The organism is Zobellella sp. DQSA1 (genome assembly GCF_041950555.1).
Taxonomy (GTDB): domain Bacteria; phylum Pseudomonadota; class Gammaproteobacteria; order Enterobacterales; family Aeromonadaceae; genus Oceanimonas.
This window is the reverse complement of the sequence record NZ_CP169531.1, coordinates 3,847,501-3,874,136: the sequence shown is the minus strand read 5'-3', so window position 1 is coordinate 3,874,136 and position 26,636 is coordinate 3,847,501. Positions and strand designations below refer to the sequence as shown.

Sequence of the window (26,636 nt, the reverse complement as noted above, 5' to 3'; positions counted from 1 at the left end):
GGGATGACGCAGTTAGATCGGACACAGACCGCAGACGGCCAGTTGGGTGTGGCGGACGAGCACCACCACCATGGCCCGGCCAAGGGCATCATGCGCTGGCTGTTGACCACCAATCACAAGGATATCGGCAGCCTCTACCTGCTGTTCAGCCTGGCCATGTTCCTGCTGGGCGGCAGCATGGCCATGGTGATTCGTGCCGAGCTGTTCCAGCCCGGCATGCAACTGGTGGAGCCCAATTTCTTCAACCAGATGACCACCATGCATGGCCTCATCATGGTATTCGGTGCCGTCATGCCCGCCTTCGTGGGCCTGGCCAACTGGATGATCCCCATGATGATCGGCGCCCCCGATATGGCGCTGCCGCGCATGAACAACTGGAGCTTCTGGATACTGCCCTTCGCCTTCCTGCTGATGTTGAGCTCCCTGTTTATGCCCGGCGGCGGCCCCAACTTCGGCTGGACCTTCTATGCGCCCCTGTCCACCACCTATGCGCCGGACAGTACCGCCCTGTTCGTGTTCGCCATCCATATCATGGGCATCAGCTCCATCATGGGGGCGATCAATGTCATCGTTACCATCTGGAACCTGCGGGCGCCGGGCATGACCTGGATGAAACTGCCCCTGTTCTGCTGGACCTGGCTTATCACCGCCTTCCTGCTGATCGCGGTGATGCCGGTGCTGGCGGGGGCGGTGACCATGGTGCTCACCGACAAGTACTTCGGCACCAGTTTCTTCGATGCGGCCGGCGGCGGCGATCCCGTGTTGTTCCAGCACATCTTCTGGTTCTTCGGCCACCCCGAGGTATATATCATGATCTTGCCGAGCTTCGGCATCATCTCGGCCATCATCCCCACCTTCAGCCGCAAGCAACTGTTCGGCTACGCCTCCATGGTGTACGCCACCGCTTCCATCGCCGGCCTGAGCTTCCTGGTATGGGCCCACCACATGTTTACCGTGGGTATGCCGGTGGCGGCGGAGCTGTTCTTCATGTACTGCACCATGCTGATCTCGGTGCCCACCGGGGTTAAGGTGTTCAACTGGGTGGCCACCATGTGGCGGGGCTCCATCAGCTTCGAGGTGCCCATGCTGTTCGCCCTGGCCTTTATCGTGCTGTTCACCATCGGTGGCTTCAGCGGCCTGATGCTGGCCATCACCCCGGCCGACTTCCAGTACCACGACACCTACTTCGTGGTGGCCCATTTTCACTACGTGCTGGTGTCCGGCGCCATCTTCTCCATCATGGCGGCGGCCTATTACTGGATGCCCAAGTGGACCGGCCACATGTTCGACGAGCGGCTGGCCAAATGGCATTTCTGGTGTTCGGTGATTTCGGTGAACATCCTCTTCTTCCCCATGCATTTCCTGGGGCTGGCCGGTATGCCCCGGCGCATTCCCGACTACGCGCTGCAGTTTGCCGACATCAACGCCCTGGTCAGTATCGGCGGCTTCGCCTTTGGCCTGTCCCAGCTTATCTTCGTGGCGGTGCTGGTGAAGTGCATCCGGGGCGGGGAAAAGGCGGCGGCCTGCCCCTGGGAAGGGGCCCACGGCCTGGAGTGGACAGTGCCCTCGCCGGCGCCCTACCACACCTTCAGCACGCCCCCGGAGGTGGAAGGCAATGGATCACGGTAACAAGGCACTCAAGCTCGGCCTGGTGGCGGTGGGGATGTTCGGCTTCGGCTTCGCCCTGGTGCCCCTGTACGACGTGTTTTGCGATATCACCGGGCTGAACGGCAAGACCGCCACCAGCGCGGCGGCGTCATCGCAGAGTCTGGATGAGAATCGGTTGATCACCGTGGAATTCGTGACCTACAAGTCCAAGGGACTCAGCGGCGACTTCGAACCCTCGGTGCGCCGGCTGCAGGTGCATCCGGGCGAGATGCATCAGGTGGACTTCACCGTGACCAGCCTTGCGGCGGAGGACCGGGTGCTGCGGGCCATTCCCTCGGTTTCGCCGGGCGTGGCGGCGGGCTACCTGCGCAAGACCGAGTGTTTCTGTTTTCGGGAGCAGCCCCTGGCGGCGCGGGAGCAGGCGGTGATGCCGATGCGCTTCTACGTGGATGAGGCTCTGCCCGGCCATATCGAGGTGTTCACCCTGTCCTATACCCTTTACGACATCAGCGAACAGGTTGCCACGCGCAGCTGAGCTAGGAGGCAGTCATGGCGGTCAAGACCCAGAGTTATTATGTTCCGGCCCAAAGCCCCTGGCCCATAGTGGGAGCCATTGGCCTGTTTCTGCTGGCGTCGGGGGCCGGCATGTGGGCGGCGGGCATCGCCGGTATCTGGGGGCCGGTGGTGTTCGCCGCCGGTACCCTGGTGATGACCTTTATGCTGTTCGGCTGGTTCGGCAACGTGATCGATGAATCCCACTCGGGCCTGTACAGCGAGCAGATGGACAGATCCTTCCGCCAGGGCATGAGCTGGTTCATCTTTTCGGAGGTGATGTTCTTCGGCGCCTTCTTCGGTGCCCTGTTCTACACCCGGGTGCTGGCGGTGCCCTGGCTGGGCGGGGCCGGCAACAACGCCATGACCCACGAGGTACTGTGGCCCGAGTTCAACCCGGTCTGGCCCCTGCTGCTGACCCCGGGCGGCATCGAGACCACCGCCATGGGCTGGTTCGGCCTGCCGCTGATCAACACCATCATACTGTTGACGTCCTCGGTGACGGCGCACTTTGCCCATCTGGCGCTGTTGCAGGAACAACGGGCCCGGCTGAAGCAGTGGCTGGGCGGGACCGTGCTGCTGGGGGTGCTGTTCCTGGGGCTGCAGGCCTGGGAATATGTGCATGCCTACCGGGATCTGGACCTGCGGCTGGACTCCGGCATCTACGGCAATACTTTCTTCCTGCTCACCGGTTTCCACGGTGCCCACGTCACCCTGGGTACCCTGATGTTGTTCATCATGTGGCTCAGGGTCAACAAGGGACATTTTACCCCGGCTCAGCATTTCGGCTTTCAGGCCAGCAGCTGGTACTGGCATTTCGTGGATGTGGTCTGGCTCTGTCTGTTCGTCTTTGTCTATATTTTGTAGTGGGCTTCGTTTGGTGCTCTATCCCGGGGTGGGATGGGGCACCAGCAGCCCGCTGGCCATGGCGGCGATCAACAGCAGCAGTATGATGACGGCAAACAGCAAGCGACGGCCGATGTAGCGGGCCATCAGTGCCGGATCCCGGTTGCCGAGCATGGCCCTGAGGCCCAGCAGCAGGTTGCCTATCACCATCAATAACAACAAGACAATCAGTAGTTTGAACAGCATGTATCGCTTCCTGGAGAGACTAGGTCTTGAGTATAGGAAAAAGTTGGGGACTATTGGCGCTGACTCTGCTGATGACCACGCTGATGGTCACCATGGGCATCTGGCAGCTGTCCCGGGCCGATGACAAGCGCCAGCTGCTGCAGGAATGGCAGCAGCGACGCGACATTGTTCTGGATCTGGATGAAGCCCTGGCTATCGGCTCTCCCTTCGGTTATCGCCTGGATGTTGGGGGCGTTTATCTGGCCGGCGGTGATCTCTTCCTTGACAGCCAGATCCAGGATGGTCGGGTCGGCTACCGGCTGATCCGACCATTACAGACCCCCTACGGTCTGTTGGCGGTGGATACCGGCTGGTGGCCGGCCGATGCGGATCGGCGCCGGCTGCCGGTGGTGACGTTGCCGGAAGGTACGGTGCAGTTGAGCGGGGTCCTGATCCGGCCTTATCGACCGCCTCTGTCCCTGGGTGGTGCCCCGGATCCCCAGGCGCGACGCATCAATGGGCTGGATCCCGGGCTGTTGCAGTCCCGCTGGGGCCAGCGGGCACTGCCTTTCGTGTTGCGGCTGGAAGAGGGGGCCGAATGGCAACCGGTGGTGATGGGGCCGGAGCGCCATCTGGGGTATGCGGTACAGTGGTTCGCCATGGCCCTGGCGGTGTGGGTGGCGGCATTGGTATTTTATCGGAGGCGGCATGAAGCATAAACCGGTGTTGGCATTGGTGGGGGTGTTCCTGCTGCCGGTGGCCCTGGCCTGGCTCACCCTGCAGCAGGGCTGGTTTACGCCCGGGGTCAAGGGACAGGGGGAATGGGTGGAGGGGCGGATAGAGGGGGCCCGACAGTGGCGGCTGGTGCTGCCGCTGGCCCCGGAGTGCGGTCACTGCGCCGATGCGGGCCCCCTGCTGCACAACGTCGACCTCGCCCTGGGCCGGGACGAGGAGCGGGTGGCGGTGGTACAGGTGCCGGCCGGGCCCGGGCTGGAGGCCGGCTTTGTCTATATCGCGGATCCGCCCGGCCAACTCGTCATGCGCTATGCTCTGAGCGGCGACGAACAGCAGGACCGGCTGACCGGCAAGGCTCTGCTCGGCGATCTGCGTCGCCTGCTCAAGTTTTCCCGGGCCGGATAGGAGGTATCGTGCGTCAACTTTGCCTGTTTGCCTTTGCCCTGACCCTGGTGGTGGTGGTGCTGGGCGCTTACACCCGCCTCACTGACGCCGGCCTGGGTTGTCCCGACTGGCCCGGCTGCTACGGTTTCCACACCGTTCCCAAGTCCGAACAGGCCCAGCGGTTGGCGGCAGAACGTTTCCCCGACAGCCCGCTGGAACTGGTCAAGGCGCGCAACGAAATGGTGCACCGCTACGCGGCGGGCCTGCTGGGCGTCACCATACTGCTGATGGCACTGTGGTCGCTCAGGGTGGTGCACCGGGCCTACCGGCTTCCCGCCTGGCTGTTGCTGGCGCTGGTGACGGGGCAGGCGACCCTGGGCATGCTGACGGTAACCCTCAACCTGCTGCCCTTCGTGGTGATGGGGCACCTGCTGGGTGGCTTTACCATACTGGCGCTGCTGTTTTTGGCGGTCTGCCAGGGGCGGCGACCGGTGGCCGAACCACCCCGGGTCGCCGGCCTGGGCGGCTGGTACCTGGCGGGGCTGGGGGCCCTGGTGCTGCAGATTGCTCTGGGCGGCTGGACCGCGGCCAATTATGCTGCCCTGGCCTGTCTGGAACTGCCGGTCTGTCAGGGCGACTGGTTGACCCAGTGGCAGTGGAGCGCCTTCCATCCCCACGGGGTGCCTGCCGAGACCTACCAATACGGGGTGCTCAGTCAGGAGGAGCGGATCACCATCCATGCCGCCCATCGGCTGTGGGCCCTGGTAACCGCGCTGCTGCTGTTGGCGCTGGCCTGGCGGCTGTGGCGCCAGGCGGCCCTGCGGCCCTGGGGCGCAGGGCTGGCGCTGGGGGTTGGAGTCCAATTGGCACTGGGTGTGGCCAACGTGGTGTTGCACCTGCCGCTGGCGGTGGCGGTGGCCCACAATGCCGGCGCGGCGGTACTGCTGCTGATTTTAACGGGAACGGGTGAACGCCTCTGGCGTTACAGGGAGGAATCATGGCACGAAGCGCATTATTGCCCAGAAGCTGGGAACTGACCTGGCGGGATTACTTCGCCCTCACCAAGCCCAAGGTGGTGGCGTTGATCCTGTTGACGGCCGTGGTGGGGATGTTTCTTACCGATAGTTTGCCGAGCCCACTGGTGGCGGTGGCGGCCACCCTGGGGATAGGGCTGATGGCGGGCGGGGCGGCGGCCATCAACCACGTACTGGACCGGCGCATCGACATCAAGATGGCTCGTACCTACCACCGGCCGGTGGCCCAGGGACGGGTGCAGACCCTGCCGGCACTGGTTTTTGCCTTTGCCCTGTCGGCGGCGGGGCTGGCGGTGCTGTTGTTATGGGTCAACGCCCTGACCGCTTGGCTGACGCTGGCTTCCCTGCTTGGCTATGCGGTGGTGTATACCGTCTGGCTGAAGCGGGCCACGCCCCAGAATATCGTCATCGGGGGCCTGGCCGGAGCCATGCCGCCCTTGCTGGGCTGGACCGCGGTGACCGGAGACTTCCACGGCCACGCCCTGCTGCTGGTGATGATTATCTTCACCTGGACCCCACCCCACTTCTGGGCGTTGGCCATCCACCGGCGGGATGACTACGCCAAGGCCGACATTCCGATGCTGCCGGTGACCCACGGTATCGAGTTCACCAAGACCTGTGTGCTGCTCTATACCCTGCTGCTCACCCTGGTGTGCCTGCTGCCCTGGGTGGTGGGCATGTCGGGCCCGCTCTACCTGCTGGGAGCGCTAGCGCTCAACCTGCGTTTTATCCAGTGGGCCTGGCGGCTGAAATTTAGACCTGAGCCGCAAACCGCACTACAATGTTTCCGCTTTTCAATCAGCCACCTGATGTGGCTGTTCGTGCTGATACTGGCGGATCACTGGATAAACTATGGCTAATACGAGCAAGCTGATATGGATAGTGGCGGTTACCTTACTGATAGCGGGTACCCTGAGCGGCATTGCCTGGTATAACAACAGGGAAAACAGCCTGACCGAGGCGGTGGTGGTCTACCCTGAACCCAGGCCGCTCAAGGATATCGCCCTGCTCGATGCCGACGGCCGGCCCTTTACCGAACAGCAGTTTGCCGGCCGCTGGAGCCTGGTATTCGTCGGCTATACCTTCTGCCCCGATATCTGCCCCACTACCCTGGCGGATCTGGCGCGCATCTATCCCGAGTTGCAGCAACTGAACGAGCCGGTGCAGGTGGTGTTCGTGTCGGTGGATCCCGTGCGGGATACCCCCGAACGGCTCAAGGCCTACACCGCCTACTTCAACCCCGACTTCGTGGCGGTAACCGCCGACCACGAGTGGCTGATGCCGGCGGTACAGCAACTGGGACTGATCTACGGTGTCTACGAACGGGAAGAGCGAGACTACCTGGTGGATCACTCCGCTTCCATCTCCCTGGTCAACCCCAGGGGGCAGCTGCATGCCTCCTTCCGTCCCAGCTTTGACGAACAGACTCAGATGCCGCTGGTTGATGGCACCGAACTGGTCCGTGATCTGTCCCGTATCGTCAGGCAATGGGGTGGTTAGGTATAATGCCTTCCGGTTGAGAGGGGCAGGACTACCCGGGACCGCCACCGAATGACATGGCGCGGCTATCCGCCCCCTTTATTTTTTGCAAGAGTGATTCATGTCTTCCTTCCTTAACGGGGCCAGGCACCGGCAGGTGTTCGCCCTGGCCTTGCCCATGGTGCTGTCCAATATTACCGTGCCTCTGCTCGGTCTGGTGGACACCATCGTCATTGGCCACCTGGAGCAGGCCTACTACCTGGGCGGGGTGGCGGTGGGCGCCACCATCATCAGCCTGATCTTCTGGCTACTGGGCTTCTTGCGCATGTCGACCACCGGATTAACGGCCCAGGCCTTCGGCGCCGGCGATGGCGAGCGGCTGCTTCAGGTGCTGGCGCGGGCCCTGGTGCTGGCCTGGAGCCTGGCGCTGCTGATCCTGCTGCTGCAATGGCCCCTGATGGAGCTGGCCTTCTGGCTGGCCGGCGGCAGTGCCGAGGTGCAGCACTATGGCCGTGAATATGTCGGCGTGCGCATCTGGAGCGCGCCAGCGGCCTTGACCAACCTGGTGCTGTTGGGCTGGCTGCTGGGCAACCAGAACGCCCGGGCCCCCATGTGGCTGCTGATCCTGGGCAACAGCGTCAATATCTTGCTGGATATCTGGTTCGTGCTGGGGCTGGGCTGGCAGGTGAAGGGGGCGGCGGCGGCCTCGGTGCTGGCCGACTACCTGGCCATGGGGCTGGGGGCCTGGCTGGTTTGGCGTACCTTGCGGGCGCGAGGGGCCCGGCCCGCCGCCGGTTTTTGGCGACGGTGCCTGAACCGCGGGGCCTTCAGCCGCCTGCTGGGGTTGAACCGGGACATATTTATCCGCGCCCTCTGCCTGCAATTGACCTTTGCCTTTATGACCTTCCAGGGAGCTCGCCTGGGCGATGGAGTGGTGGCGGCCAATGCCGTGCTGATGAATTTCCTGATGTTCATCTCCTACGGCCTCGACGGTTTCGCCTACGCGGTGGAGGCCATGGTGGGCAAGGCGGTGGGGGAGCGCAACCGGGCGCGATTCCGCCAGGCCTGCGCCCTCAACCTGTTCTGGGGCGCCCTGGTGGCGGTGTTGTTCACCCTGGTATTTGCCCTGGCCGGCGAGTATTTAATCGGCCTGATCACCAGTCTCCCGGAGGTGCGGGCTCAGGCTGCCCTCTACTTGCCCTGGCTGGTGCTGATGCCGCTGGCTGCCTGCTGGTGCTTTATCCTCGATGGCATCTTTATCGGTACCACCCGCGGACGGGAAATGCGTGACATGATGCTGCTGTCGACCTGCGGGGTATTTTTTCCGGTATGGTGGCTGGCCCGGGGGCTGGACAACCACGCGCTCTGGCTGGCGATGTGGTGCTTTATGCTGGCTCGTGGGCTGACCCTGGGCTGGGCCTGGTGGCGGCTCGATCGGCGGCAGGGCTTTGTCGGTGTTGACGAATGCATGGGAGAAACAAAACATGTTTGAGATTGCGCTCTATGAGCCGGAAATTGCCCCCAATACCGGTAACATCATGCGTCTGGTGCGAAATAATGGCTGTGCCCTGCACCTTATCGAGCCGCTCGGCTTCGACCTGGAAGAAAAGAAGCTGCGTCGGGCCGGGCTCGATTACGCGGATTTCGGTCGGGTCCGGCTGCATCGCAGTTATGCCGATTTTCAGCAGGCTATGGCCGGGCGGCGTCTCTTCGCCTGTACCACCAAGGGCAGCCGCCATTACCATGAACCAGCCTATCAGCCCGGAGATGTGCTGCTGTTCGGGCCTGAAACTCGCGGGTTGCCGGCATCGGTGCTGGACGCGGTATCACCCGAGAATCGTATTCGGATTCCCATGCAGCCCGACAGCCGCAGCCTGAACCTGTCCAATGCGGTTGCGGTCATCAGCTACGAGGCCTGGCGCCAGCAGGGCTTTGCCGGTGCGCTATAAACCACTTAGATGGTCTGGTTATTAAGGCATAACCACGAAATCCCATTGATTATTTACTGAGCTCCCGATCTCTGTTCTACAATAGTGAAGCGATTTTTCAGGCAGAAGGAGACGGAGATGTTGGCAAGGCAATGTAGCTATACCCTACAGGGCACAGAACCACTTCATGCCCATATAGTGGTCAATCCGACCGGCTTGCTGGAAGTTGATATTGTTGAAAAAAATCAGCATTTTACCAGTGATTTTGAGCACGTTTACTTTAAGCGGGGCGAAGAATGCATGCAGCTGGTCTGTGAGCAGAGCGAAGACGCCCCGGAGCAGCAGGTCAGCCTCAGCTTGCAGCGGCGAGATGCATTTGAGTTATATCAGATGATCGATGACGCCAAGGAGGAACTGGAATGCCTGCTGTGTGATTTATAGCAGCAACAAGCGCCACCACAAAGCACCGAGCACCTATCTTATCTCATGGCCCTGCGCAAGCGCGGGGCCTTCTGTATGCGGTGAGGACCGGTGTTGGGGTCACATTCACCGGGCCGCGAGGGTATACTAAACCAAATACCATTATCCGGCCGAGTCATGAACCAACCCGCATCCTATTCCCGCCTGGTGACCACGGCGGCCATTGCCGCCGCCGTGGTGGCCGGCTTCATGATACTGGCCAAGTTGCTGGCCTGGTTTTACACCGGTTCGGCCAGCATGCTGGCGTCCCTGACCGACTCCCTGCTGGATATCAGCGCCTCATTGATCAACCTGATGGCCATTCGCTATGCGCTGGTGCCTCCGGATCAGGATCATAGATTCGGTCACGGCAAGGCGGAATCCCTGGCGGGGCTGGCGCAGTCGGCCTTTATCTGTGGCTCGGCGATTTTTCTTGTCATCAACGGTATTTCCCGGCTGCTGAACGCTCAGGAGGTGACCCATGCCGCCATGGGGATTTGGGTCATGCTGTTTTCCCTGGCGCTGACCATAGGCCTGGTACTGTTTCAGGGCTATGTGATCAAGCGGACCCATTCGGTGGCGATTCGTGCCGATCAATTGCACTATCGCTCGGATATTCTGCTGAATGTCGGGGTACTGCTGGCCATCGCCATGGCCTGGTACGGCTGGCACTGGGCCGACGGCATTTTTGCCGTGCTGATCGGTGGCTATATCTTCAAAGGTGCGTTGAAAATCGGTTACGATTCGGTGCAGATGCTGCTCGACAGACAGTTGCCGGAAGAAGAGCAAAAGCGCATTATTGATACCTGTTTGGCGGTGGAGGAAGTTCGTGGGCTGCATGAGCTACGCACCCGGCAGTCGGGCCAGACCCGGTTCATCCAGTTGCACCTGGAACTGGACGATCAATTACCCCTGGTCCGGGCCCATCGCATCGCCGACAGAGCAGAACGGGAACTGCACGCATTATTTCCCGACACCGACGTCATTATTCATATGGACCCCATTTCGGTCGTGCCCCGTGAGGCCCATTCTCAGGATATGAGTGAACATCAATTTATAGAAAACAAGGTCTAACCCATGGAAGACGGCATTCAATCCAGAACCTGGTTGCGTATCCGCGAAGAAGCCCAGCGGATGATTGTGGAAGAGCCGATGCTCGGCAGCTTTTTCTACTCCACCATTCTCAATCACGACACCCTGAAGTGCGCCCTGAGTTTCATCCTGGCCAACAAGCTGGAAAGTTCGGTGATGCCGGCGATCAGCCTGCGTGAGGTCATCGAGGTGGCGCTGGACGAAGAGCCGGCCATTCTGGACATGGTGGCCATGGATATCTGTGCCGTGCAGGAGCGGGATCCGGCAGTGGCGCTGTTTTCCACCCCCTTGCTTTACCTGAAGGGCTTTCATGCCCTGCAGGGCTACCGTATCTCCAACTGGCTGTGGCGCCACGGCCGCCGCTCCCTGGCCACCTACCTGCAAAACCAGATATCGGTGGTGTTCGGGGTGGATGTGCATCCGGCGGCCCGCATCGGCAAGGGCATCATGTTCGACCATGCCACCGGCATCGTGGTGGGAGAAACGGCGGTGATCGAGGACGATGTATCCATACTGCAGAATGTGACCCTGGGCGGCACCGGCAAGGAAGGAGGCGATCGCCATCCCAAGATACGGGAAGGGGTGATGATCGGTGCCGGGGCCAAAATCCTGGGGAACATCGAAGTGGGCGAAGGTGCCAAAATCGGTTCCGGTAGCGTGGTACTGGAGCCGGTGCCGCCGCATACCACCGTTGCCGGCGTGCCGGCCAGGGTGGTGGGGCGTCCCGGCTCGGACAAGCCGTCGCTGGATATGAGCCAGAATATCTGAGACTTTTGTTGACGTGCGTGGCATAAATTCACTGCAAATGGCGGCCTTGTGCCCGGGGTCGCTTGTTGTCTTGGGTTGGCCGGGGTATCCTCGAGCGCTGAGGGGCCTGCGGGCCGAATAACATTGATTAGGGGTTAGTGCATGTCTTTTGATGTATTGGAAAAACTGGAAGCCAAAATCCAGGCGGCGGTAGACACCATTTCCCTGCTGCAGATGGAAGTGGACGAGCTGAAAGAGCAGAATGGCCAACTGGGTGAAGAAAATCAGCAACTGAAACAGCAACACGATGCCTGGCAGGAACGGTTGCGGGTGCTGCTTGGAAAAATCGATCAGGTAGAAGAAAGCGCCTGAGTTATAACGCCGGCACCGCCGGCGTTATGTTTTATACCAGGGGGCGGCGTCGGTAGAACAACAGGCCGGGCATCGCCAACCCTATGGCCAGTCCGGCCACGATAAACATCGCCTTGATAAAGTTGGCTACCAGGCTGCCCCAGAGCTCGGGGGTATAGCCCTGCTGGCTGATTTCGACCAGGGCGACCATCGCCTTGTAGGCGTAGACCCCGGGAATCATGGGGATGACCGCCGCCACCGTAAATACCTTGGGATGAGCCAGAAAACGGCGTGCCCAGTAGGCCCCGAGCATCCCCACCAGGGTTGCGGCCGCGAAGGTCGCCCATTCAATCGGCGTGCCGGCCGTCAGCAGCAGATAACGGCTGCCGTGACCCAGTGCGCCCCCCAGCGCGCAATACTTCAGGGCCTTGGGCGGGACATTGAACAGCAGGGCAAAGCCCAGTGCCGGCACGGTGGCAAACAGCATGTCATCAAGCAATCCGGTCAAGAGCACCATCACCACCCCCGTACGCCGAGCAGGTTCATCGCCGAGACAATGCCGATGCTGGTGGCCATCGTCAGCAGGGTGGCCATGGTCCAGCGCGCCAGCCCGGTATTGATATAGCCTTTGACCATGTCGGCGGCGGCATTGATCAGCGGAAAGCCGGGTACCAGCATCAGCACCGAAGAGGGAACGGCCAGGAAGGGCTGGGCTCCCCACTGGTGCAGCAGTCCCTGACTGGAGATCAAAGTGGTAACAAAGGCGGTGCCGGCAAAGTTCAGCAACGGATTGAAGTGGCGCAAGGCCAGTTCTTGGCGTACCCAGATGCCGCAGGATGAAGCGGCAAGGGTCAGGGCGAACACCGGCCAGTCGGCGCCGGCCAGCCGGGCGAAAGATGCACAGGACAGGCCGACCATCAGGATCACCAGGGGGCGAGGGTAGCGCAGCGGCTTGAGGCGTCCGAGCCGATGTGTCGCGGTCCGGCAGTCGAGCAGTTGTTTCTCGGTCAATATGCAGATGCGCTGAACCTCCGACACCATCTGCATATTGATGCCTTTATCGGGGCAGCGTCGGGTGGTGGTGAGGCAGTGCCCCTGTTGCAGGGTGGTGACAATCAGCGCATCGTTGGCCAGGCTGACTTCCACGGCATCCATTCCCAGCGCCAGACCGATACGTCGGGTCAAAGTTTCAATGAGTGCGCTTTCTGCGCCGTGCTGCATCAGCAACTGACCGGTCTGGATGACCAGTCGGGAAACCTGCCGCTGTGAGATCCTGTCCTGCATAACACCACCTCCCTTAGAGATGGTGTATTTTTACTTCACTTTTGGCTTAATAATATTGTCGGCTATCAATTTTTAGGTAATAAAACAAAAAAGCCTGTCCGGAGACAGGCTTTGAGGTATCCAGGGTCTTACTCTATATCCAGGGGTTCCGGGGAAAGGATGATACCGGTGGTATCGGCATAGAGATGATCTTCCGGCAGGAAGGTGACGCCACCGAAGTTGACGGGGATATCCTGCTCGCCGATCTCGCTGTCGTCGGCTCCGACCGGAATGGACGCCAGTGCCTGAATGCCGATGTCCAGCTCTTCCAGGGCATCCACCTCTCGCACACAGCCATAGCAGACAATGCCTTCCCAACCGTTTTCTGCCGCCACTTCGGCAATCTCGGCATCGATCAGGGCACGGCGCAATGAGCCGCCACCGTCGATCAGCAACACCCGACCTATCCCGCTTTCTTTAACCGCCTCCATGATAAGGCCGTTGGCCTCGAAGCATTTGATGGTGGAAACGGTGCCGCCAAAGGAGCTGCGGCCGCCAAAACTGGAGAACATGGGTTCGACCACGTCGACCATGTCAATATAGGTATCGCACAGTTCAGAAGTATTGTATTCCATGGAGTCAGCCACATCTGGAAACAAGGTGACTTCCAGTATAAAGAGGCGGGAGCGGTTTTCAATCACAATAATGTGACCGCTCCCGTTATTGGCGGGATCAGAGGATAAAACGGCTCAGATCTTCGTCTTCGACCAGGTTCTTGAGGTAGCGATCCACATAGGCTTCGTCGATCACGAAGGCCTCTCCGGATTTGTCGGACGCCTCAAAGGACAGCTCGTCCAGCAGTCGCTCCATCACGGTATGCAGGCGGCGGGCACCGATGTTCTCGGTGGTTTCGTTGACCCGCCAGGCGGCTTCCGCCAGCCGGCGAATGCCTTCCTTGGTGAACTCGACGGTGACGTTTTCGGTGGCCAGCAATGCCTTGTACTGCTCGGTAAGCGAGGCACTGGGCTCGGTGAGGATACGCTCGAAATCATCGGTGGTCAGCGAATTCAGTTCCACCCGGATCGGCAGGCGCCCCTGCAACTCGGGGATCAGGTCCGACGGCTTGGCCACCTGGAAGGCGCCGGAGGCAACGAACAGCATATGATCGGTGCGCACCATGCCGTGCTTGGTGTTGACGGTACAGCCTTCCACCAGCGGCAGCAGATCCCGTTGTACCCCTTCTCGGGACACATCCGGACCTGAGCTTTCGCCTCGCTTGCAGATCTTGTCGATTTCATCGATAAAGACGATACCCTGGTTTTCTACCGCAGCAATGGCCTGTTCCTTCAGCTCTTCCGGGTTCAGCAGCTTGGCGGCTTCTTCTTCCACCAGCAGTTTGAGCGCATCCTTGATTTTCATTTTGCGCTGCTTGCTGGTATTGCCGGACAAATTCTGGAACATACTTTGCAGCTGGTTGGTCATCTCTTCCATACCGGGAGGCGCCATGATCTCGACCCCCATCTGTGGGGCGGAGACATTGATTTCAATTTCCTTGTCGTCGAGCCGACCTTCGCGCAGCTTCTTGCGGAAAATCTGGCGGCTGTTGCTGTTGTCAGCCTTCTCTTCCTCACCCCAGGTATTGCGTGGGTTGGGCAGCAGGGCATCCAGCACCCGCTCTTCCGCGGCTTCTTCGGCCCGGTGACGGAATTTTTCCATCTGTTGCTCGCGGGTCATTTTCATGGCGATATCGGTCAGATCGCGGATGATGGTGTCGACTTCTTTGCCAACATAGCCTACTTCGGTGAATTTGGTTGCTTCCACCTTGATAAAGGGGGCATTGGCCAGCTTGGCCAGACGGCGGGCGATTTCGGTCTTGCCCACCCCGGTTGGGCCTATCATCAGGATGTTTTTGGGCGTGACTTCCTGGCGCAGTTCGGGGTTGAGCTGCATTCGCCGCCAGCGGTTACGCAGGGCGATGGCCACGGCGCGTTTGGCCTCGGACTGGCCAACAATATGACGGTCCAGCTCGTGGACGATTTCTCTTGGGGTCATTTCAGACATAATCAAATCCTGTAGTACGGGCGGGGCCGCGGGCCTGCCCGGGGCCGAATCAACGACTGTAGTCGAGCTCTTCGATGGTCTGGTTGCCGTTGGTATAGACGCAGATGTCGCCGGCGATGGTGAGCGCCTTCTCGACGATGTCTCGGGCTTCCAGCTCGGTATTTTCCAGCAGGGCACGAGCGGCCGACTGGGCGAAGGCTCCGCCGGAACCGATGGCGATCAGATCCTGTTCCGGCTGCACCACGTCGCCGTTGCCGGTGATGATAAAGGAATGTTTGTCGTCGGCCACCGCCAGCAAGGCTTCTAGCCGACGCAGCATGCGATCGGTGCGCCAGTCTTTCGCCAGGGCCACGGCGGCACGCTCGAGGTTACCCTGATGGGCCTGCAGCTTGGCTTCAAAGCGTTCCAGCAGGGTAAAGGCATCGGCGGTGCCCCCGGCAAAACCGGCCAATACCTTGCCGTTGAACAGGCGGTGTACCTTGCGGGCATTGCCTTTCATCACGGTGTTGCCCAAGGACACCTGGCCATCACCACCGATGACCACCTTGCCGTTACGGCGAACTGAAACGATTGTTGTCACTGTGAACCTCACTTGACTGTGTAGCCAGCCGGACTGGCAGAAATGTCATGAACACAGAAATGGGGACGGCAAGGGGAGAGTTCAACCCTCCCATAACCAGATAGCACAGTGGTTGACCTTGGCCCGCATCAGCTTGTGCTTGTCCTGCTCTGCCTGGCGCTTGCGTTCATAGGGGCCGAGGATCACCCGGTACCAGATGCCGTTGCTGCCCTCGGAGCGGCGCACCTGGGCCACCAGGCCCTGGAAGGCGATATGGGCCTTGAGCTGTTCGGCCTGTTCGGCGGAACGGAAGGAGCCACACTGCATCAGATAACGCTGGCTGGACTCCTCGACCTTGGGCACGTCCACCACGACCTCCTTGTTTTCCAACTGCTCGATATAGCGCCATTTTTCCACCGGGCGCTGCTCGATGGGATTGACCGGTGGCGGTGATGGGGGCGTCGTATGAGCGGCCTTGGAGGCCACGGGGGTGGCGCGGGTTGCGGCCGACCCCTTGACCAGATAGATCAGATAGCCGAGGCTGGTCGCCAGCATCAGTACCAGTATGATGGCCAGCCAGGGAGTTCTGCGCTCGGGGGCGCGGCTGCGACTGCCGGATCGGGTAGAGCGGCTGTTGCTTTTGGGCTTGCTGCGCCTGACGTAATCCCTGGCCATGGTTTACATCCGTTCCATGGTGTCGATGCCGAGCAGAGACAGGCCTTGTTCCAGCACCTTGGCGGTGGCGGCACAGAGGCGCAGGCGGCCGTCGCGGGCTTCGGCGGTGACGCCCTCCTTGTTGATCGGGCAGGCTTCGTAGAAGCTCATAAAGGCGCCGGACAGTTCATACAGATACAGACACAGCAGGTGTGGCATGCCCTTGTCGGCCACCGATTTGACGGTGTCGTTGAATTGCACCAGTTTCTGGGCCAGGGCTTCTTCGGCGGGTGCCTGGAGGCGGATGGTGCCGTCCAGCTGCTCAGGGGTGACTCCGGCCTTGCGGAAGATGGACTGTATGCGGGTGTAGGCATATTGCAGGTAGGGGGCGGTATTGCCTTCGAAAGACAGCATATTGTTCCAGTCGAAGATGTAGTCGGTGGTGCGGCTCTTGGACAGATCCGCATATTTCACCGCTCCCATGGCCACCCGCTTGACCACCAGGGCCTTGTCCTCGGCGCTGAGTCCGGTCTGCTTCTGCTCCAGCAGGGCGGCGGCGCGTTCTTCTGCTTCGTTGAGCAGGTCGACCAGCTTGATGGTGCCGCCGGAGCGGGTCTTGAACGGCCGGCCGTCCTTGCCCAGCATCATGCCGAAGGCATGGTGCTCCAGGCTGACCGCGTCGGGCAGGTAGCCGGCCTTGCGCACGATGGACCAGGCCTGCATCAGGTGCTGATGCTGACGGGAGTCGATAAAATAGAGCACCCGGTCGGCGCCCAGTTGCTCGTAACGGTACTTGGCGCAGGCGATATCGGTAGTGGTATAGAGGTAGCCACCATCCTTTTTGCGGATGATGACCCCCATGGGATCGCCGTCCTTGTTCTTGTACTCGTCCAGATAGACGACAACGGCGCCCTCGTCTTCCACCGCCAGGCCTTTCTGCTGCAGATCGGCGACGATGTCCGCCAGCATGGGGTTGTACATGCTCTCGCCCATCACGTCTGCCGGGGTCAGGGAGACGTTGAGCCGGTCGTAGACTTGCTGGTTATGTTGCAGGGTGATGTCCACCAGCTTCTGCCACATCTGCAGGCAATAGGTGTCACCGCCCTGCAGTTTGACCACGTAGCCCCGGGCCCGTTCGGCGAAGTCGGCATCCGCATCATACTGCTGCTTGGACTCGCGGTAGAACTGTTCCAGGTCGGACAGGCCGGAAGACAGCACATCCGGATTTTGCTTCTCAAGTTCTTCCAGGTGGGCGATCAGCATGCCGAACTGGGTGCCCCAGTCGCCGATGTGATTGGCGCGGATCACCTTGTGGCCGAGAAACTCCAGGGTTCGGACCACGGCGTCACCGATGATGGTGGAACGCAGGTGGCCCACGTGCATCTCCTTGGCCACGTTGGGAGCCGAGTAGTCAACCACCACCCTTTGTGGTTGCTCCGCCACCGGCACGTTGGCACGTTTGTCGGCCACCATGGCATCTATCTGGCGGGCCAGCCAGTCGCTGTCGAGGAAGAAGTTGATGAAACCCGGACCGGCCAGCTCGGTTTTCGCCACCAGCTCGGAGGCGGGCAGGTTGTCCACCAGCAACTGGGCCAGGACGCGGGGATTCTGCCCGACCGGCTTGGCCAGCAGCAGGGCCAGATTGGTGGCGAGATCTCCGTGAGCCTTGTCTTTGGTTCGGTCTACCTGGATGCGGGGCTCCAGCTCGGCGGGCAGCTTACCTTGTTGTTTCAGGGTTGAGACCGTCTGCTCAAGCAGTGCTTGAATATGTTCTTTCATTATCAGTTCACCAAAATTAAGACAAGGTCGGAGATAACCGGGGGGAGAAATTCTACTCATAACGGTCGCAGAAAACTACCGTCAGGGCACCAACGCGGGCTCCGATTGAAAGCCGGGGCGGCAAAAGCGGGTCTTTATGACTACTTATTAAGGTTATTAAGGGGGGAGGACGGCATATGAAACTGGCACTTTTACCGCTGACCCTCCATCTCATGCCCGGCGGCAAGTTGCCCTTGCGCATCTTCGAGCCCAGGTATATCAGAATGGTCAGCGAAGCGAGCCGCAGCGGCTCGGGGTTTGGCATCGGCATGCTGGACGAACTCGATGAGGGCGGTGGCAGCGACTTGTTCATGCTGGGTACCCGGGTACAGACCATCGACTTCTATACCCTGGAAGATGGCCTGTTGGGCATTACCGTCGAAGCGTCGGAGCGCTTTTGTATCCGCCAGCTCGAGCGAGAGCAGGATGGCTTGCTGCAGGCCGAGGTCGAGTTGCTCGATAACTGGCAGTCCTGCACCCTGTCGCCCTTCGAGCAGGTGTTGTCCGACAAGTTGCAGGAGGTGTTCGAGGAATATCCGGAGCTGGCCGAGCTGCACCCGGCCCCCCGCTGGCGGGATGCGGCCTGGGTTACCCAGCGCTGGCTGGAAGTACTGCCGATAAAAAGCCAGATGGCCCAGTTGCTGATGGCGGAAGACAGTTGCCGCCGGGCTCTGGCTTTCCTGATGTCGATGCTCAAGCCGGAGCCCCAGGCGGGCAGCCGCCATTGAGCCTCACCATACCTCGACCGGATCGATATCCAGCGACCAGCGTACCTTGCGGGCGGCGGGTAATGGCTCTATCAGGGCCAGGGCCTGTCGGCAGGTACTGGCCAGCTCGCGGCGGCTGGATGCCTGCAGCAACAGCTGGTAGCGATACTGGCCGGCCTTGCGTTCCATCTGCGCACTCATGGGCCCGACGCAGAGCACTGCCGGCGGCAGGCCGGGGGACAGCAGCCCGGCCAGTTGCTGCAGAAAGTCCTGGCAATAGTGGGCTTGGGTGGCCTGTACGCGGAACAAGGCCTGAAAGCTGAAGGGCGGCAAACGAGCCGCCTGTCGTTCTTGCAGTGCGCCCCGGGCAAAATGTTGATATCCCTGATTGGCCAGATCCTGGAGCAGGGCATGGTCCGGATGGTGGGTTTGCAGCACGACGCGTCCCGGCTTGCTGGCTCGCCCGGCCCGACCCGCCACCTGGGTATAAAGCTGGGCAAAGCGCTCGGTGGCACGAAAATCACTGGCAAAGAGCGCACCGTCCACATCCAGCATGGCCACCAGGGTGACATCGGGGAAGTGATGCCCCTTGGCCAGCATTTGGGTACCGATCAGGATCTGGTATTTGCCGGCCCGGATCCCCTCCAGATGTTGCTGAAAGCTGCCCTTGCGGCGGGTATTGTCCCGATCGATGCGGATGGTGGCATACTGGGGAAAGAGACCGGCCAGGGCCTGCTCGACCTGCTCGGTGCCGAGGCCGGTACCCAGCAACTGGTTACTGCCACAGTGCGGACACCGGGGAGGGAGCGGGCGCTGGTGGTCGCAGTGATGGCAATGCAGGCGGCCTTTGTGCTTGTGCCAGGTGTAGTGCGCGTCACAGCGTTCGCAGTCGGCCAGCCAGCCGCAGTCGTGACATAGTAATGCCGGCGCATAACCCCGGCGGTTCAGAAACAGCATCACCTGATTACCGTCGGCCAGTTCCTGGGTCATCAGCTGTATCAGTTGCGGTGACAGACCCGCGTGCAGCTGTACGTGCTTGCTGTCCAGCAACTGATGCTGGGCGACGGTGGCCGCACCGGGCCGCTGGTTCAGGGTCAGCCGCCGGTATTTGCCGGCGGCGGCATTGTGCAGGCTTTCGAAACTGGGGGTGGCCGAACCGAGGATAATGGGAATGTTCAGTTGTTGCGCCCGCAGCAATGCCATATCCCTGGCGTGATAACGAAAACCATCCTGCTGTTTGAATGAGGTGTCGTGTTCTTCGTCGATAATGATCAGCCCCAGCCGCTGGAACGGGGTCAACAGGGCGGATCGGGTCCCGATGACGACGGCGGTGCTGCCGTCCTGACAGGCAAGCCAGGCATCCAGTCGCTCTCGTTCGCTCATGCCGGAGTGCAGGGTACTGACCGGCACCCGGAACCGGCGCTGAAAACGCGCTATGGTCTGCGGCGTCAGGCCGATTTCCGGTACCAGTACCAGCACCTGGTTGCCGGCTTGCAATACCGGCTCCATGGCCTGCAGGTAGACCTCGGTTTTGCCGGAGCCGGTGATCCCCTCCAGTAAAAAGGGAGTGAAGCCCTCGGCCTGGTGAAGCAGGCTGACCGCCAGGGCCTGCTCGGTTTCGAGCCGGGGTTTGTCCTCTTGGGCAATATCCATCAGGGCACGCCAGTCGATGTGGTCGGGCAACTGTTCTTTTTTCTCGATCAACTGTTTTCTGGCCATCGCCAGCAGGACGGCGCCGCTGATGCCTCTGGCGTCCAGTTCGCCGGCAGTCAAGGGGCCTTGCCGCAACAGCATCAGGGCCTGCTGTTGCTTGATGGCCTGGGCGGAGACTTCGGTGTTCGGGTCGCGCAGATGCCAGTAGTCCATACTGCGGTAGCTGGCGGCCTCTCCCTTGCGCAGCAGCGTCGGCAAGGCCTGGAAGTACACTTCGCCGGGCGCATGCAGATAATATCGGGCGGCCCATGCCAGCAGGTGCAGTTCGGCTTCGGCGAGGATCGGGCGCCTGTCCAGCACCGCGGTGACGGTTTTGAGCCTGTCGGGGGCGATATCCGAGTGTTCGGGGTGGGCGAGTACCAGTGCCACCAGAGTTCGGTTGCCGAATGGAACTGTCACTCGGCACCCTTTGGCTGGTAAGGGCAGGGTACAGAGATAATCGAATTCCCGCCGTAATGGAACGGGTAAAACGACCCTGAGCAAGCCGTGCTGTGCCGGTATCGACATTGGTGATTTTTCCCCCGTTTACCCTTGCCTGCAAAAAAGCGATCCTATATTATTCGCACCCTTCACAAAACGTGTATCACTCGTGTGGTGTCTGGCTCAGGATCAGATAGCGACACGGCCTACAGACAGAGGTTGTCCATGAAACAAGGTATCCATCCGGAATACAAAGAAATTATTGCCAAATGTTCTTGCGGTAACGAGATCAAGACCCGTTCTACCCTGGGCCATGATCTGAACCTGGACGTTTGCTCCGCTTGCCACCCCTTCTACACCGGCAAGCAGAAAATCGTTGACACCGGCGGCCGTGTTGATCGTTTCAACAAGCGTTTCGGCGCGCTGGCCAGCAAAAAATAAGCGATACTTTCGCAGTAGAGGCGCCTCAGGGCGCCTTTTTTGTCTCTGCCATTCTTGCGCCCTGCTCCTTTCCTTCCCATGGTTATAGCCATATGCCAGCGAGGATATGGTCATGAACGGGTGGAAGTATGTTATTGCACTGGTGCTGTGGCCATGGGTTGCGGCGGCAGAATGCCCCCGACTTCAGGAAGAGGAAAAAGCAAAACTTCGGCATGTGGTAGATGGTGATACTGTTGTTTTGCTTTATGGCGGGATTATTCGCTTTATAGGTATAGATACTCCAGAATTCAATAAAAACAACGAGCTGCCGGTGGAGGCCGGTGCCGAAACGGCGCGGCAGTGGCTTGTAAATAAAATTGTAAAACAGGGTCATTTGAAACTGGTTTTTGGGGTGAAAAGACGTGATGATTATGGCCGCTGGCTGGCCCACCCACTCACATCCGAGGGTGAACTGCTGGTGACACAGATGCTGGCCCAGGGGCTGGGTCAGCTGATGCTGCTCCCGCCCAATGATGAATACTGGCCCTGCTTGCTGGCGGTGGAGCAGCGGGCCCGGCGGGCTCGCGTGGGTATCTGGTCTGCAGCGCTTGTGGCAGCGCCGTCCGTGAGCGGATGGCAGATGTTCTCCACGTCGGTGGTCCGGGGATATACGGGTACAGGAAGACCCGAACTCCTTCTTGTGGGAAGCCTCAGAGTCACGGCAGGCAAGCAACTTCCGTCCGCCGCTCGTAACAGGCTGATGGCTTTCAAGCCGGGCGATCGACTGTTCGTGCGGGGGTGGGTTCGATCCGCAGAAAAGGGCTGGCAACTTTGGTTAAATCATTCCTGGCAGTTTTACCAGGAAAAATTCATTGATTGTGCTGGGCAATGTTGAACAAGACGACTACTATCACATTGTACAAACATTGTGGTAAACTTGTTCACACTTAACTGGCACAAATGTCAACAATCGCATCAGGGTAATCGCAGAATGACCGACTTTCGTCAACAAGCGCTCGACTATCATGCCTTCCCCAAGCCGGGCAAGATCTCCGTCGAAATCAGTAAACCGGCAGAAACCGCCAAAGATCTCGCCCTTGCCTACAGCCCGGGCGTGGCCGAGCCGGTACGTGAAATTGCCGCCGATCCCGAAAACGCCTACAAATATACTGCCAAAGGCAACTTGGTGGCGGTGATCAGTAACGGTACCGCCATCCTCGGTCTGGGTAACCTGGGTCCGCTGGCTTCCAAACCGGTAATGGAAGGCAAGGCGTTGTTGTTCAAACGTTTCGCCAACCTCGATTCCATCGACATCGAGGTGAAGCACCGTACTACCGAAGAATTCATCCAGACCGTGGCGGCCATTGCCGATACCTTCGGCGGCATCAACCTGGAAGATATCAAGGCGCCCGAGTGCTTCGAGATCGAAAAAGCACTGATCGAGCGTTGTAACGTGCCGGTGTTCCATGACGACCAGCACGGTACCGCCATCGTCACCGCCGCCGGCATGCTCAATGCGCTGGAAATCCAGGGCAAGGACATCGCCGACTCCCGCATTGTGTGCATGGGCGCCGGTGCCGCCGCGGTGGCTTGTATGGAACTGCTGATCAAGTGCGGTGCCCAGCGCGAGAACATCTACATGCTGGACCGCAAGGGCGTGATCCACACCCGTCGCGATGATCTGAACGAATACAAGGAACTGTTTGCCAATAATACCGACAAACGCACCCTGGAAGATGTGATTACCGACGCCGACGTATTCGTGGGCGTGTCTGGTCCGGACGTACTGCCGGCTGAAGCCGTGGCCATGATGGCGGAAAACCCGGTCATCTTCGCCTGCTCCAACCCGGATCCGGAAATCAAGCCCGAACTGGCTCATTCCGTGCGCCAGGATCTGGTGATGGGTACCGGTCGCTCCGACTACCCCAACCAGGTTAACAACGTGCTGTGTTTCCCTTTCATCTTCCGCGGCGCCCTGGATGTACGTGCGTCCCGCATCAACGACGAGATGAAAGTGGCGGCCGTGGAAGCCATCCGCAGCCTGGCTAAGGAGCCGGTGCCTCAGGAAGTGCTGGCAGCTGCCGGTGTCGACGCGCTGGAGTTTGGCAAGCACTATGTGATCCCCAAGCCGATGGATCCGCGTCTGCTACCCCGCGTGGCCCGCGCTGTAGCGGTAGCGGCGGTCGAGTCCGGCGTGGCCGGCATCGCGCTGCCGGAAAACTACATGCTGGACTGAGCCCGTATCCGGTAAGAGAAAGGGGAGCCTCGGCTCCCCTTTTTGCTGTTCAGGATCCTAACGCTTAGTGAGGTAGATCCCGGCTTCCATATGGTGGGTATAGGGGAACTGGTCGAATAGGGCGAAACGGCTGACTTGGTGGGTCCGGGTCAGGATATCCAGGTTTTGCTGCAGAGTGTCCGGGTTGCAGGAGATATAGACGATATGGTCGTATTCCTGCACCAGGCGCACCGTGTCGTCATCCAGTCCGGCCCGGGGCGGATCCACCAGTATGGTGTTGCAGTCGTAGCTTTGCAGGTCGATGCCCTGCAGACGGCGAAACTCGCGGACGCCGCGCATGGCCTGAGTGAACTCCTCCGCCGACATCCGCAGGATGGTGACGTTGTCTATGCCGTTGGTGGCAATGTTGTACTGGGCCGACTTGACCGAGGAACTTGAGATCTCGGTGGCCAGTACCCGGCGGAAGTTGTCCGCCAGGGCCAGAGAGAAGTTGCCGTTGCCGCAATAGAGCTCGAGCAGGTCGCCCGCGGCGCCTCGGGTGACGTCCAACGCCCAGCCCAGCATCTGTTCGTTCATGTGGCCGTTGGGCTGGGTGAAACTGTTCTCCACCTGCTGGTAGACCAGCTCGCGACCCGCGACCTGCAGTTTTTCCACCACGTAATCACGCTCGACCACCCACTTCTGTTTCTTGGCCCGGCCGATGATGTCGGCCACGATGCCCTGTTCCCGTAGCAGTGCCCGCAATGACAGTGCGGCCTCATGCCAGTCCGCTTCCAACTGGCGGTGGTAGAGCAGGCTGATGATCAGTTCCCCGCTCAGGGAAGAGAGAAAGTCGACCTGGAACAGCTTGCGGCGTAGCACCGGCGAGGGGCGCAGAGCGTCCAGTAGCAACGGCATGGCCTGGTTGATAAGGAGGGAGGCCGCGGGAAACTGGTTGACCCGGTACTTCTGCTTGGTGGCCTGATCGAACATGATGTAGTAAAGATCGTCCCCCTGATGCCACACTCGGAATTCGGCCCGCATCCGGTAATGTTCCGGCTGGGAGGCGAAGACTTCCAGCTCCGGGGGGACAAAGCCGGCAAACTGACGGCGCAGGCGCTCGGCTTTTTCCGCCAGTTGGTGCGCGTATTGGGTGGTATCGAGGTGGGTCATGGTTGGGCTCCTGTACAGCGAGCCGCCGATTCTAAGGACTCTGGATGATTTGTCCAGTTTGTAGGCAGCGAGATATGAACTATAAAAAACCCAAAGACAGGCGTGAGTGGTGTTACCCCTTTATCTACGAACAACAGCCCCTGTGTGACTATGAGATTGCCACCGACGAGCTCTGTTCTCGGGTCGGGCTGGTCTTGGCGTTATTGCCGGAAGCGTTGGCCAGGGTGGAGGCAGACCTGGATTGGTTGCAACCTCGCATCTATCACCTGAACGGTTCGGTGCGGGGTCGTAACGGGATTTTTGAAACCGACCTCGACGGGTTGAAAGAGCGATACGACTGGTATCGCGAACAGGTCGCCGACCGGGTTAGCGGCTTTGTTCTGCCGAGGGGGTCCCGGTTGGTAGCAGAATTGCACCTGTGCCGCTGCGGTGCCAAAAAGGTGGTACGTCATCTGGTGCAGCTGGAGCAGGCGGGGCTCGGCTATGAGAACACTTTGCCGCGCTTTGCCAATCTGTTGGCTAATTTCTTCTTTGTGCTCACCGTCTTTATCAAACAGGAGCAGGGGGAAGAGGAGGTGCCCTATATCAGCATTAACTACTGATTAGCCATCCAGCTTTCTCGACGGCTGTTTTTGATATACAGCCAGCTGCTCATTTCCTATAATGCCCCCGCTTTGGTGCCGACAGGCGTAAACGGGAATCCGGTGAGAATCCGGAGCTGGCGCGCAGCGGTAAGAAGGAACGAAAGCGACAAGGAGCATTCCAGGTACTGCCGTAAGGTGGGAAGCCGTCGCTTAGGTGGATGTAAGCATCCGAGCCTTGAAGCCCGAATACCTGCCAAAGATACCATCAGGAAGGGCCTGGTGGCTGATGCTACGCGTTCTAGGGAAGCACAAGATGTCTAAACAATGGCTGGCAGCCGCGTTGTTGCCGTGGGCGGCTTTTGCCCAGAATTCCTCCGATACCACCGATATCACCATCTACAACCGGGTCAAGCAACCCGCCACTACCGTGCTGGCGCCCGTCGAAGTCATTACCAAAGCCGAGATTGAGCGGCGCCAGCCCAAATCCGTCAATGAATTGCTGACAGTGTTGCCTGGCGTGCAGATGGGAAGCAGTGGTGGACTGGGCCAGCAAACCAGCCTGTTTATCCGGGGGACCAACTCCGATCAATCCTTGGTGCTGATCAATGGCCGTCCCTTGGCGTCCATGGTGGCCGGCTCGCCGGATCTGAGCCAGATACCGGTTGCGAGCATAGAGCGGGTAGAGTATATCCGGGGACCGAGGGCGGTTGCCTATGGTGCCAACGCCATCGGTGGCGTGATCAACATCATTACCACTACGGATGTGGATATCGCCAAGATTAGCCTGACCGGCGGCAGCCATGACTATGTCGGCACCGATCTGAGTATCAACCAATGGGTCAGCGAGCAGACCCGGGTGCAACTGGGAACCGGTTACCAACGGACTCGGGGATACGATATTCAGCCTGATAATGACGAGCCCGATCGGGATGGCTTTCACAGTCGTTACGCCCGCCTCGGGCTGGAGCACGAACTAAACCGGGAGTGGAGTCTGTTCCTGGGGGCCAACGGCTGGGACAACCAGACCCGTTACGACGGAGCCTGGGGGGATATCAGTCAAAACCAGAGTTACCAGCTCGATGGTGGTGTGCAATATCAGCGTGAAGGCTGGCTGAGCCGCCTGGATGCCAGCTATGGAGAGAGCGAGCTTCGGAGTTGGAAAGAATCCCAGGGTAAGGAAACCAGCGAGCCGCTGAATACCGCCATCCATAAACTGAGCTGGCTGAATCAACTGAGAGCCAATGAGCACAGCATTTTCACCGCCGGGATCGACTGGCAGAACGAACGCATCAAGAGTAAGTCTCGTTCTTTTGGCAATGCTTTTAACGCCCCGGATCGGGACAACCTGGGCCTTTTTGCTTCTGCCTACTGGCAACTGGCTCCCTTCTCCTTTGAGCTGGCGGGTCGTACCGACGATAACGAACAGTTTGGACGGCATAATACCTGGCAGGCCACTACCGCACTTGAGCTGCCGGCCAGCCACAGGGCAACCCTGAGTTACGGCACCGCCTTCCGGGCCCCCAGTTTCGCCCAGTTGTACTGGCCCGGTTTCGAAGCGCCCAAGCTGCAACCGGAAGAAGCGGAAAACTGGGAACTGGGTTTTGCTGGC

General features: G+C 60.1%; 30 protein-coding genes and 1 riboswitch (1 of these 31 running past the window's edge). Of the genes, 20 read left to right on the top strand and 10 right to left on the bottom strand.

Annotation, left to right across the window (positions count from 1 at the left end; all coding sequences use genetic code 11):
* Positions 1 to 3: 3 nt before the first annotated feature.
* From ctaD to ACEVBK_RS18420, 3 genes are read left to right on the top strand one after another with little or no spacing between them, the layout of a single operon-like run.
* Positions 4 to 1,629, top strand: a complete 1,626-nt coding sequence (gene ctaD / locus ACEVBK_RS18430) for a cytochrome c oxidase subunit I (protein WP_375056338.1) — start codon at positions 4 to 6, stop codon at positions 1,627 to 1,629.
* Positions 1,616 to 2,143: a cytochrome c oxidase assembly protein gene (locus ACEVBK_RS18425; protein WP_375056337.1), complete on the top strand. Its 528-nt coding sequence runs from the start codon at positions 1,616 to 1,618 to the stop codon at positions 2,141 to 2,143. Before ctaD ends, ACEVBK_RS18425 begins: the two co-directional genes overlap by 14 nt.
* Positions 2,144 to 2,157: 14 nt before the next feature.
* A complete protein-coding gene (locus ACEVBK_RS18420) occupies positions 2,158 to 3,027 on the top strand; it encodes a cytochrome c oxidase subunit 3 (RefSeq protein WP_375056336.1) in 870 nt (289 codons plus the stop codon).
* An 18-nt stretch (positions 3,028 to 3,045) separates the two neighbouring features.
* Here the strand turns inward: ACEVBK_RS18420 and ACEVBK_RS18415 are convergent, their stop codons facing one another.
* On the bottom strand, positions 3,046 to 3,252 hold the full coding sequence (locus ACEVBK_RS18415; RefSeq protein ID WP_375056335.1) for a DUF2909 family protein: 207 nt from the start codon (positions 3,250 to 3,252) through the stop codon (positions 3,046 to 3,048).
* Positions 3,253 to 3,278: 26 nt separating this feature from the next.
* Between ACEVBK_RS18415 and ACEVBK_RS18410 the strand changes: the two genes are divergently transcribed.
* The 11 genes from ACEVBK_RS18410 to ACEVBK_RS18360 all read left to right on the top strand — a co-directional run bounded on the left by ACEVBK_RS18410 (position 3,279) and on the right by ACEVBK_RS18360 (position 11,461).
* Positions 3,279 to 3,950, top strand: a complete 672-nt coding sequence (locus tag ACEVBK_RS18410; RefSeq protein WP_375056334.1) for an SURF1 family protein — start codon at positions 3,279 to 3,281, stop codon at positions 3,948 to 3,950.
* Positions 3,940 to 4,371 (top strand): hypothetical protein, encoded by a 432-nt coding sequence (locus ACEVBK_RS18405; RefSeq protein ID WP_375056333.1) that lies wholly within the window; start codon positions 3,940 to 3,942, stop codon positions 4,369 to 4,371. Before ACEVBK_RS18410 ends, ACEVBK_RS18405 begins: the two co-directional genes overlap by 11 nt.
* Positions 4,372 to 4,379: 8 nt before the next feature.
* Positions 4,380 to 5,387, top strand: coding sequence for a heme A synthase (locus ACEVBK_RS18400; protein WP_375056332.1), 1,008 nt, complete (start codon positions 4,380 to 4,382; stop codon positions 5,385 to 5,387).
* On the top strand, positions 5,348 to 6,244 hold the full coding sequence (cyoE, locus tag ACEVBK_RS18395; RefSeq protein ID WP_375056331.1) for a heme o synthase: 897 nt from the start codon (positions 5,348 to 5,350) through the stop codon (positions 6,242 to 6,244). Before ACEVBK_RS18400 ends, cyoE begins: the two co-directional genes overlap by 40 nt.
* The gene (locus tag ACEVBK_RS18390) at positions 6,237 to 6,884 is read left to right on the top strand and encodes an SCO family protein (RefSeq protein WP_375056330.1); all 648 of its coding nucleotides are present in this window, start codon (positions 6,237 to 6,239) and stop codon (positions 6,882 to 6,884) included. Before cyoE ends, ACEVBK_RS18390 begins: the two co-directional genes overlap by 8 nt.
* A 100-nt stretch (positions 6,885 to 6,984) precedes the next feature.
* Positions 6,985 to 8,355, top strand: coding sequence for an MATE family efflux transporter DinF (dinF, locus tag ACEVBK_RS18385; protein ID WP_375056329.1), 1,371 nt, complete (start codon positions 6,985 to 6,987; stop codon positions 8,353 to 8,355).
* A complete protein-coding gene (locus tag ACEVBK_RS18380; RefSeq protein ID WP_375056328.1) occupies positions 8,348 to 8,812 on the top strand; it encodes a tRNA (cytidine(34)-2'-O)-methyltransferase in 465 nt (154 codons plus the stop codon). Before dinF ends, ACEVBK_RS18380 begins: the two co-directional genes overlap by 8 nt.
* Before the next feature lie 117 nt (positions 8,813 to 8,929).
* The gene (locus ACEVBK_RS18375; protein ID WP_375056327.1) at positions 8,930 to 9,232 is read left to right on the top strand and encodes a hypothetical protein; all 303 of its coding nucleotides are present in this window, start codon (positions 8,930 to 8,932) and stop codon (positions 9,230 to 9,232) included.
* A 156-nt stretch (positions 9,233 to 9,388) separates the two neighbouring features.
* On the top strand, positions 9,389 to 10,324 hold the full coding sequence (locus ACEVBK_RS18370) for a cation diffusion facilitator family transporter (protein ID WP_375056326.1): 936 nt from the start codon (positions 9,389 to 9,391) through the stop codon (positions 10,322 to 10,324).
* 3 nt (positions 10,325 to 10,327) lie between these two features.
* Positions 10,328 to 11,110 (top strand): serine O-acetyltransferase, encoded by a 783-nt coding sequence (gene cysE, locus ACEVBK_RS18365; RefSeq protein WP_375056325.1) that lies wholly within the window; start codon positions 10,328 to 10,330, stop codon positions 11,108 to 11,110.
* A gap of 141 nt (positions 11,111 to 11,251) precedes the next feature.
* Positions 11,252 to 11,461, top strand: a complete 210-nt coding sequence (locus ACEVBK_RS18360; protein ID WP_375056324.1) for a cell division protein ZapB — start codon at positions 11,252 to 11,254, stop codon at positions 11,459 to 11,461.
* Positions 11,462 to 11,492: 31 nt separating this feature from the next.
* Here the strand turns inward: ACEVBK_RS18360 and ACEVBK_RS18355 are convergent, their stop codons facing one another.
* The 7 genes from ACEVBK_RS18355 to argS all read right to left on the bottom strand — a co-directional run bounded on the left by ACEVBK_RS18355 (position 11,493) and on the right by argS (position 17,756).
* Entirely contained in the window at positions 11,493 to 11,960 is a 468-nt protein-coding gene (locus ACEVBK_RS18355) for a threonine/serine exporter family protein (RefSeq protein WP_375056323.1), read from the bottom strand.
* Positions 11,957 to 12,724, bottom strand: a complete 768-nt coding sequence (locus ACEVBK_RS18350) for a threonine/serine exporter ThrE family protein (protein WP_375056322.1) — start codon at positions 12,722 to 12,724, stop codon at positions 11,957 to 11,959. Before ACEVBK_RS18350 ends, ACEVBK_RS18355 begins: the two co-directional genes overlap by 4 nt.
* Before the next feature lie 128 nt (positions 12,725 to 12,852).
* Positions 12,853 to 13,338 (bottom strand): ribonuclease E activity regulator RraA, encoded by a 486-nt coding sequence (gene rraA, locus ACEVBK_RS18345; RefSeq protein ID WP_202082068.1) that lies wholly within the window; start codon positions 13,336 to 13,338, stop codon positions 12,853 to 12,855.
* A 97-nt stretch (positions 13,339 to 13,435) separates the two neighbouring features.
* Complete coding sequence (gene hslU / locus ACEVBK_RS18340) at positions 13,436 to 14,764, bottom strand: HslU--HslV peptidase ATPase subunit (RefSeq protein WP_375056321.1); 1,329 nt, start codon at positions 14,762 to 14,764, stop codon at positions 13,436 to 13,438.
* A 49-nt stretch (positions 14,765 to 14,813) separates the two neighbouring features.
* Entirely contained in the window at positions 14,814 to 15,344 is a 531-nt protein-coding gene (gene hslV / locus ACEVBK_RS18335) for an ATP-dependent protease subunit HslV (RefSeq protein ID WP_375056320.1), read from the bottom strand.
* An 81-nt stretch (positions 15,345 to 15,425) separates the two neighbouring features.
* Positions 15,426 to 15,998, bottom strand: a complete 573-nt coding sequence (locus ACEVBK_RS18330; RefSeq protein ID WP_375056319.1) for an SPOR domain-containing protein — start codon at positions 15,996 to 15,998, stop codon at positions 15,426 to 15,428.
* A gap of 3 nt (positions 15,999 to 16,001) precedes the next feature.
* A complete protein-coding gene (gene argS / locus ACEVBK_RS18325; RefSeq protein WP_375056318.1) occupies positions 16,002 to 17,756 on the bottom strand; it encodes an arginine--tRNA ligase in 1,755 nt (584 codons plus the stop codon).
* 176 nt (positions 17,757 to 17,932) lie between these two features.
* Between argS and ACEVBK_RS18320 the strand changes: the two genes are divergently transcribed.
* The gene (locus ACEVBK_RS18320) at positions 17,933 to 18,523 is read left to right on the top strand and encodes an LON peptidase substrate-binding domain-containing protein (protein ID WP_375056317.1); all 591 of its coding nucleotides are present in this window, start codon (positions 17,933 to 17,935) and stop codon (positions 18,521 to 18,523) included.
* Positions 18,524 to 18,526: 3 nt separating this feature from the next.
* On the opposite strand, the gene priA is transcribed toward ACEVBK_RS18320, so the two are convergent.
* Positions 18,527 to 20,722, bottom strand: a complete 2,196-nt coding sequence (gene priA, locus ACEVBK_RS18315) for a primosomal protein N' (protein WP_375056316.1) — start codon at positions 20,720 to 20,722, stop codon at positions 18,527 to 18,529.
* 138 nt (positions 20,723 to 20,860) lie between these two features.
* Here priA and rpmE point away from each other — a divergent pair, with 138 nt between their 5' ends.
* The 3 genes from rpmE to ACEVBK_RS18300 all read left to right on the top strand — a co-directional run bounded on the left by rpmE (position 20,861) and on the right by ACEVBK_RS18300 (position 23,291).
* A complete protein-coding gene (gene rpmE, locus ACEVBK_RS18310; RefSeq protein WP_375056315.1) occupies positions 20,861 to 21,076 on the top strand; it encodes a 50S ribosomal protein L31 in 216 nt (71 codons plus the stop codon).
* 112 nt (positions 21,077 to 21,188) lie between these two features.
* Positions 21,189 to 21,950, top strand: a complete 762-nt coding sequence (locus tag ACEVBK_RS18305) for a thermonuclease family protein (protein ID WP_375056314.1) — start codon at positions 21,189 to 21,191, stop codon at positions 21,948 to 21,950.
* A gap of 96 nt (positions 21,951 to 22,046) precedes the next feature.
* On the top strand, positions 22,047 to 23,291 hold the full coding sequence (locus tag ACEVBK_RS18300) for a malic enzyme-like NAD(P)-binding protein (RefSeq protein WP_375056313.1): 1,245 nt from the start codon (positions 22,047 to 22,049) through the stop codon (positions 23,289 to 23,291).
* Between the two features lie 57 nt (positions 23,292 to 23,348).
* On the opposite strand, the gene trmA is transcribed toward ACEVBK_RS18300, so the two are convergent.
* Complete coding sequence (gene trmA / locus ACEVBK_RS18295) at positions 23,349 to 24,443, bottom strand: tRNA (uridine(54)-C5)-methyltransferase TrmA (protein ID WP_375056312.1); 1,095 nt, start codon at positions 24,441 to 24,443, stop codon at positions 23,349 to 23,351.
* Between the two features lie 74 nt (positions 24,444 to 24,517).
* On the opposite strand from trmA, the gene ACEVBK_RS18290 reads away from it, so the two are divergent.
* The gene (locus ACEVBK_RS18290) at positions 24,518 to 25,045 is read left to right on the top strand and encodes an ATP--cob(I)alamin adenosyltransferase (protein WP_375056311.1); all 528 of its coding nucleotides are present in this window, start codon (positions 24,518 to 24,520) and stop codon (positions 25,043 to 25,045) included.
* A 56-nt stretch (positions 25,046 to 25,101) separates the two neighbouring features.
* Positions 25,102 to 25,300: riboswitch (cobalamin riboswitch) on the top strand.
* Positions 25,301 to 25,340: 40 nt separating this feature from the next.
* Positions 25,341 to 26,636: the 5' portion of a TonB-dependent receptor domain-containing protein gene (locus ACEVBK_RS18285; RefSeq protein ID WP_375056310.1), read on the top strand. 513 nt of this gene lie beyond the right edge of the window; 1,296 of the gene's 1,809 nt are visible here — the first part of the coding sequence; the start codon lies at positions 25,341 to 25,343; the stop codon falls past the right edge of the window.

What these genes read in the sequence shown, in the direction of transcription:
- ACEVBK_RS18300 (WP_375056313.1), top strand. Translation starts at nt 22,047, where the DNA reads ATGACCGACTTTCGTCAACAAGCGCTCGACTATCATGCCTTCCCCAAG.
- ACEVBK_RS18305 (WP_375056314.1), top strand. Translation starts at nt 21,189, where the DNA reads ATGAACGGGTGGAAGTATGTTATTGCACTGGTGCTGTGGCCATGGGTT.
- ACEVBK_RS18350 (WP_375056322.1), bottom strand. Translation starts at nt 12,724, where the DNA reads ATGCAGGACAGGATCTCACAGCGGCAGGTTTCCCGACTGGTCATCCAG.
- ctaD (WP_375056338.1), top strand. Translation starts at nt 4, where the DNA reads ATGACGCAGTTAGATCGGACACAGACCGCAGACGGCCAGTTGGGTGTG.
- ACEVBK_RS18360 (WP_375056324.1), top strand. Translation starts at nt 11,252, where the DNA reads ATGTCTTTTGATGTATTGGAAAAACTGGAAGCCAAAATCCAGGCGGCG.
- ACEVBK_RS18330 (WP_375056319.1), bottom strand. Translation starts at nt 15,998, where the DNA reads ATGGCCAGGGATTACGTCAGGCGCAGCAAGCCCAAAAGCAACAGCCGC.
- ACEVBK_RS18405 (WP_375056333.1), top strand. Translation starts at nt 3,940, where the DNA reads ATGAAGCATAAACCGGTGTTGGCATTGGTGGGGGTGTTCCTGCTGCCG.
- rraA (WP_202082068.1), bottom strand. Translation starts at nt 13,338, where the DNA reads ATGGAATACAATACTTCTGAACTGTGCGATACCTATATTGACATGGTC.
- ACEVBK_RS18415 (WP_375056335.1), bottom strand. Translation starts at nt 3,252, where the DNA reads ATGCTGTTCAAACTACTGATTGTCTTGTTGTTATTGATGGTGATAGGC.
- ACEVBK_RS18290 (WP_375056311.1), top strand. Translation starts at nt 24,518, where the DNA reads ATGAACTATAAAAAACCCAAAGACAGGCGTGAGTGGTGTTACCCCTTT.
- ACEVBK_RS18370 (WP_375056326.1), top strand. Translation starts at nt 9,389, where the DNA reads ATGAACCAACCCGCATCCTATTCCCGCCTGGTGACCACGGCGGCCATT.
- argS (WP_375056318.1), bottom strand. Translation starts at nt 17,756, where the DNA reads ATGAAAGAACATATTCAAGCACTGCTTGAGCAGACGGTCTCAACCCTG.
- ACEVBK_RS18420 (WP_375056336.1), top strand. Translation starts at nt 2,158, where the DNA reads ATGGCGGTCAAGACCCAGAGTTATTATGTTCCGGCCCAAAGCCCCTGG.
- trmA (WP_375056312.1), bottom strand. Translation starts at nt 24,443, where the DNA reads ATGACCCACCTCGATACCACCCAATACGCGCACCAACTGGCGGAAAAA.
- ACEVBK_RS18375 (WP_375056327.1), top strand. Translation starts at nt 8,930, where the DNA reads ATGTTGGCAAGGCAATGTAGCTATACCCTACAGGGCACAGAACCACTT.
- dinF (WP_375056329.1), top strand. Translation starts at nt 6,985, where the DNA reads ATGTCTTCCTTCCTTAACGGGGCCAGGCACCGGCAGGTGTTCGCCCTG.
- ACEVBK_RS18425 (WP_375056337.1), top strand. Translation starts at nt 1,616, where the DNA reads ATGGATCACGGTAACAAGGCACTCAAGCTCGGCCTGGTGGCGGTGGGG.
- cysE (WP_375056325.1), top strand. Translation starts at nt 10,328, where the DNA reads ATGGAAGACGGCATTCAATCCAGAACCTGGTTGCGTATCCGCGAAGAA.
- ACEVBK_RS18390 (WP_375056330.1), top strand. Translation starts at nt 6,237, where the DNA reads ATGGCTAATACGAGCAAGCTGATATGGATAGTGGCGGTTACCTTACTG.
- cyoE (WP_375056331.1), top strand. Translation starts at nt 5,348, where the DNA reads ATGGCACGAAGCGCATTATTGCCCAGAAGCTGGGAACTGACCTGGCGG.
- rpmE (WP_375056315.1), top strand. Translation starts at nt 20,861, where the DNA reads ATGAAACAAGGTATCCATCCGGAATACAAAGAAATTATTGCCAAATGT.
- priA (WP_375056316.1), bottom strand. Translation starts at nt 20,722, where the DNA reads ATGTCGATACCGGCACAGCACGGCTTGCTCAGGGTCGTTTTACCCGTT.
- ACEVBK_RS18320 (WP_375056317.1), top strand. Translation starts at nt 17,933, where the DNA reads ATGAAACTGGCACTTTTACCGCTGACCCTCCATCTCATGCCCGGCGGC.
- hslU (WP_375056321.1), bottom strand. Translation starts at nt 14,764, where the DNA reads ATGTCTGAAATGACCCCAAGAGAAATCGTCCACGAGCTGGACCGTCAT.
- ACEVBK_RS18380 (WP_375056328.1), top strand. Translation starts at nt 8,348, where the DNA reads ATGTTTGAGATTGCGCTCTATGAGCCGGAAATTGCCCCCAATACCGGT.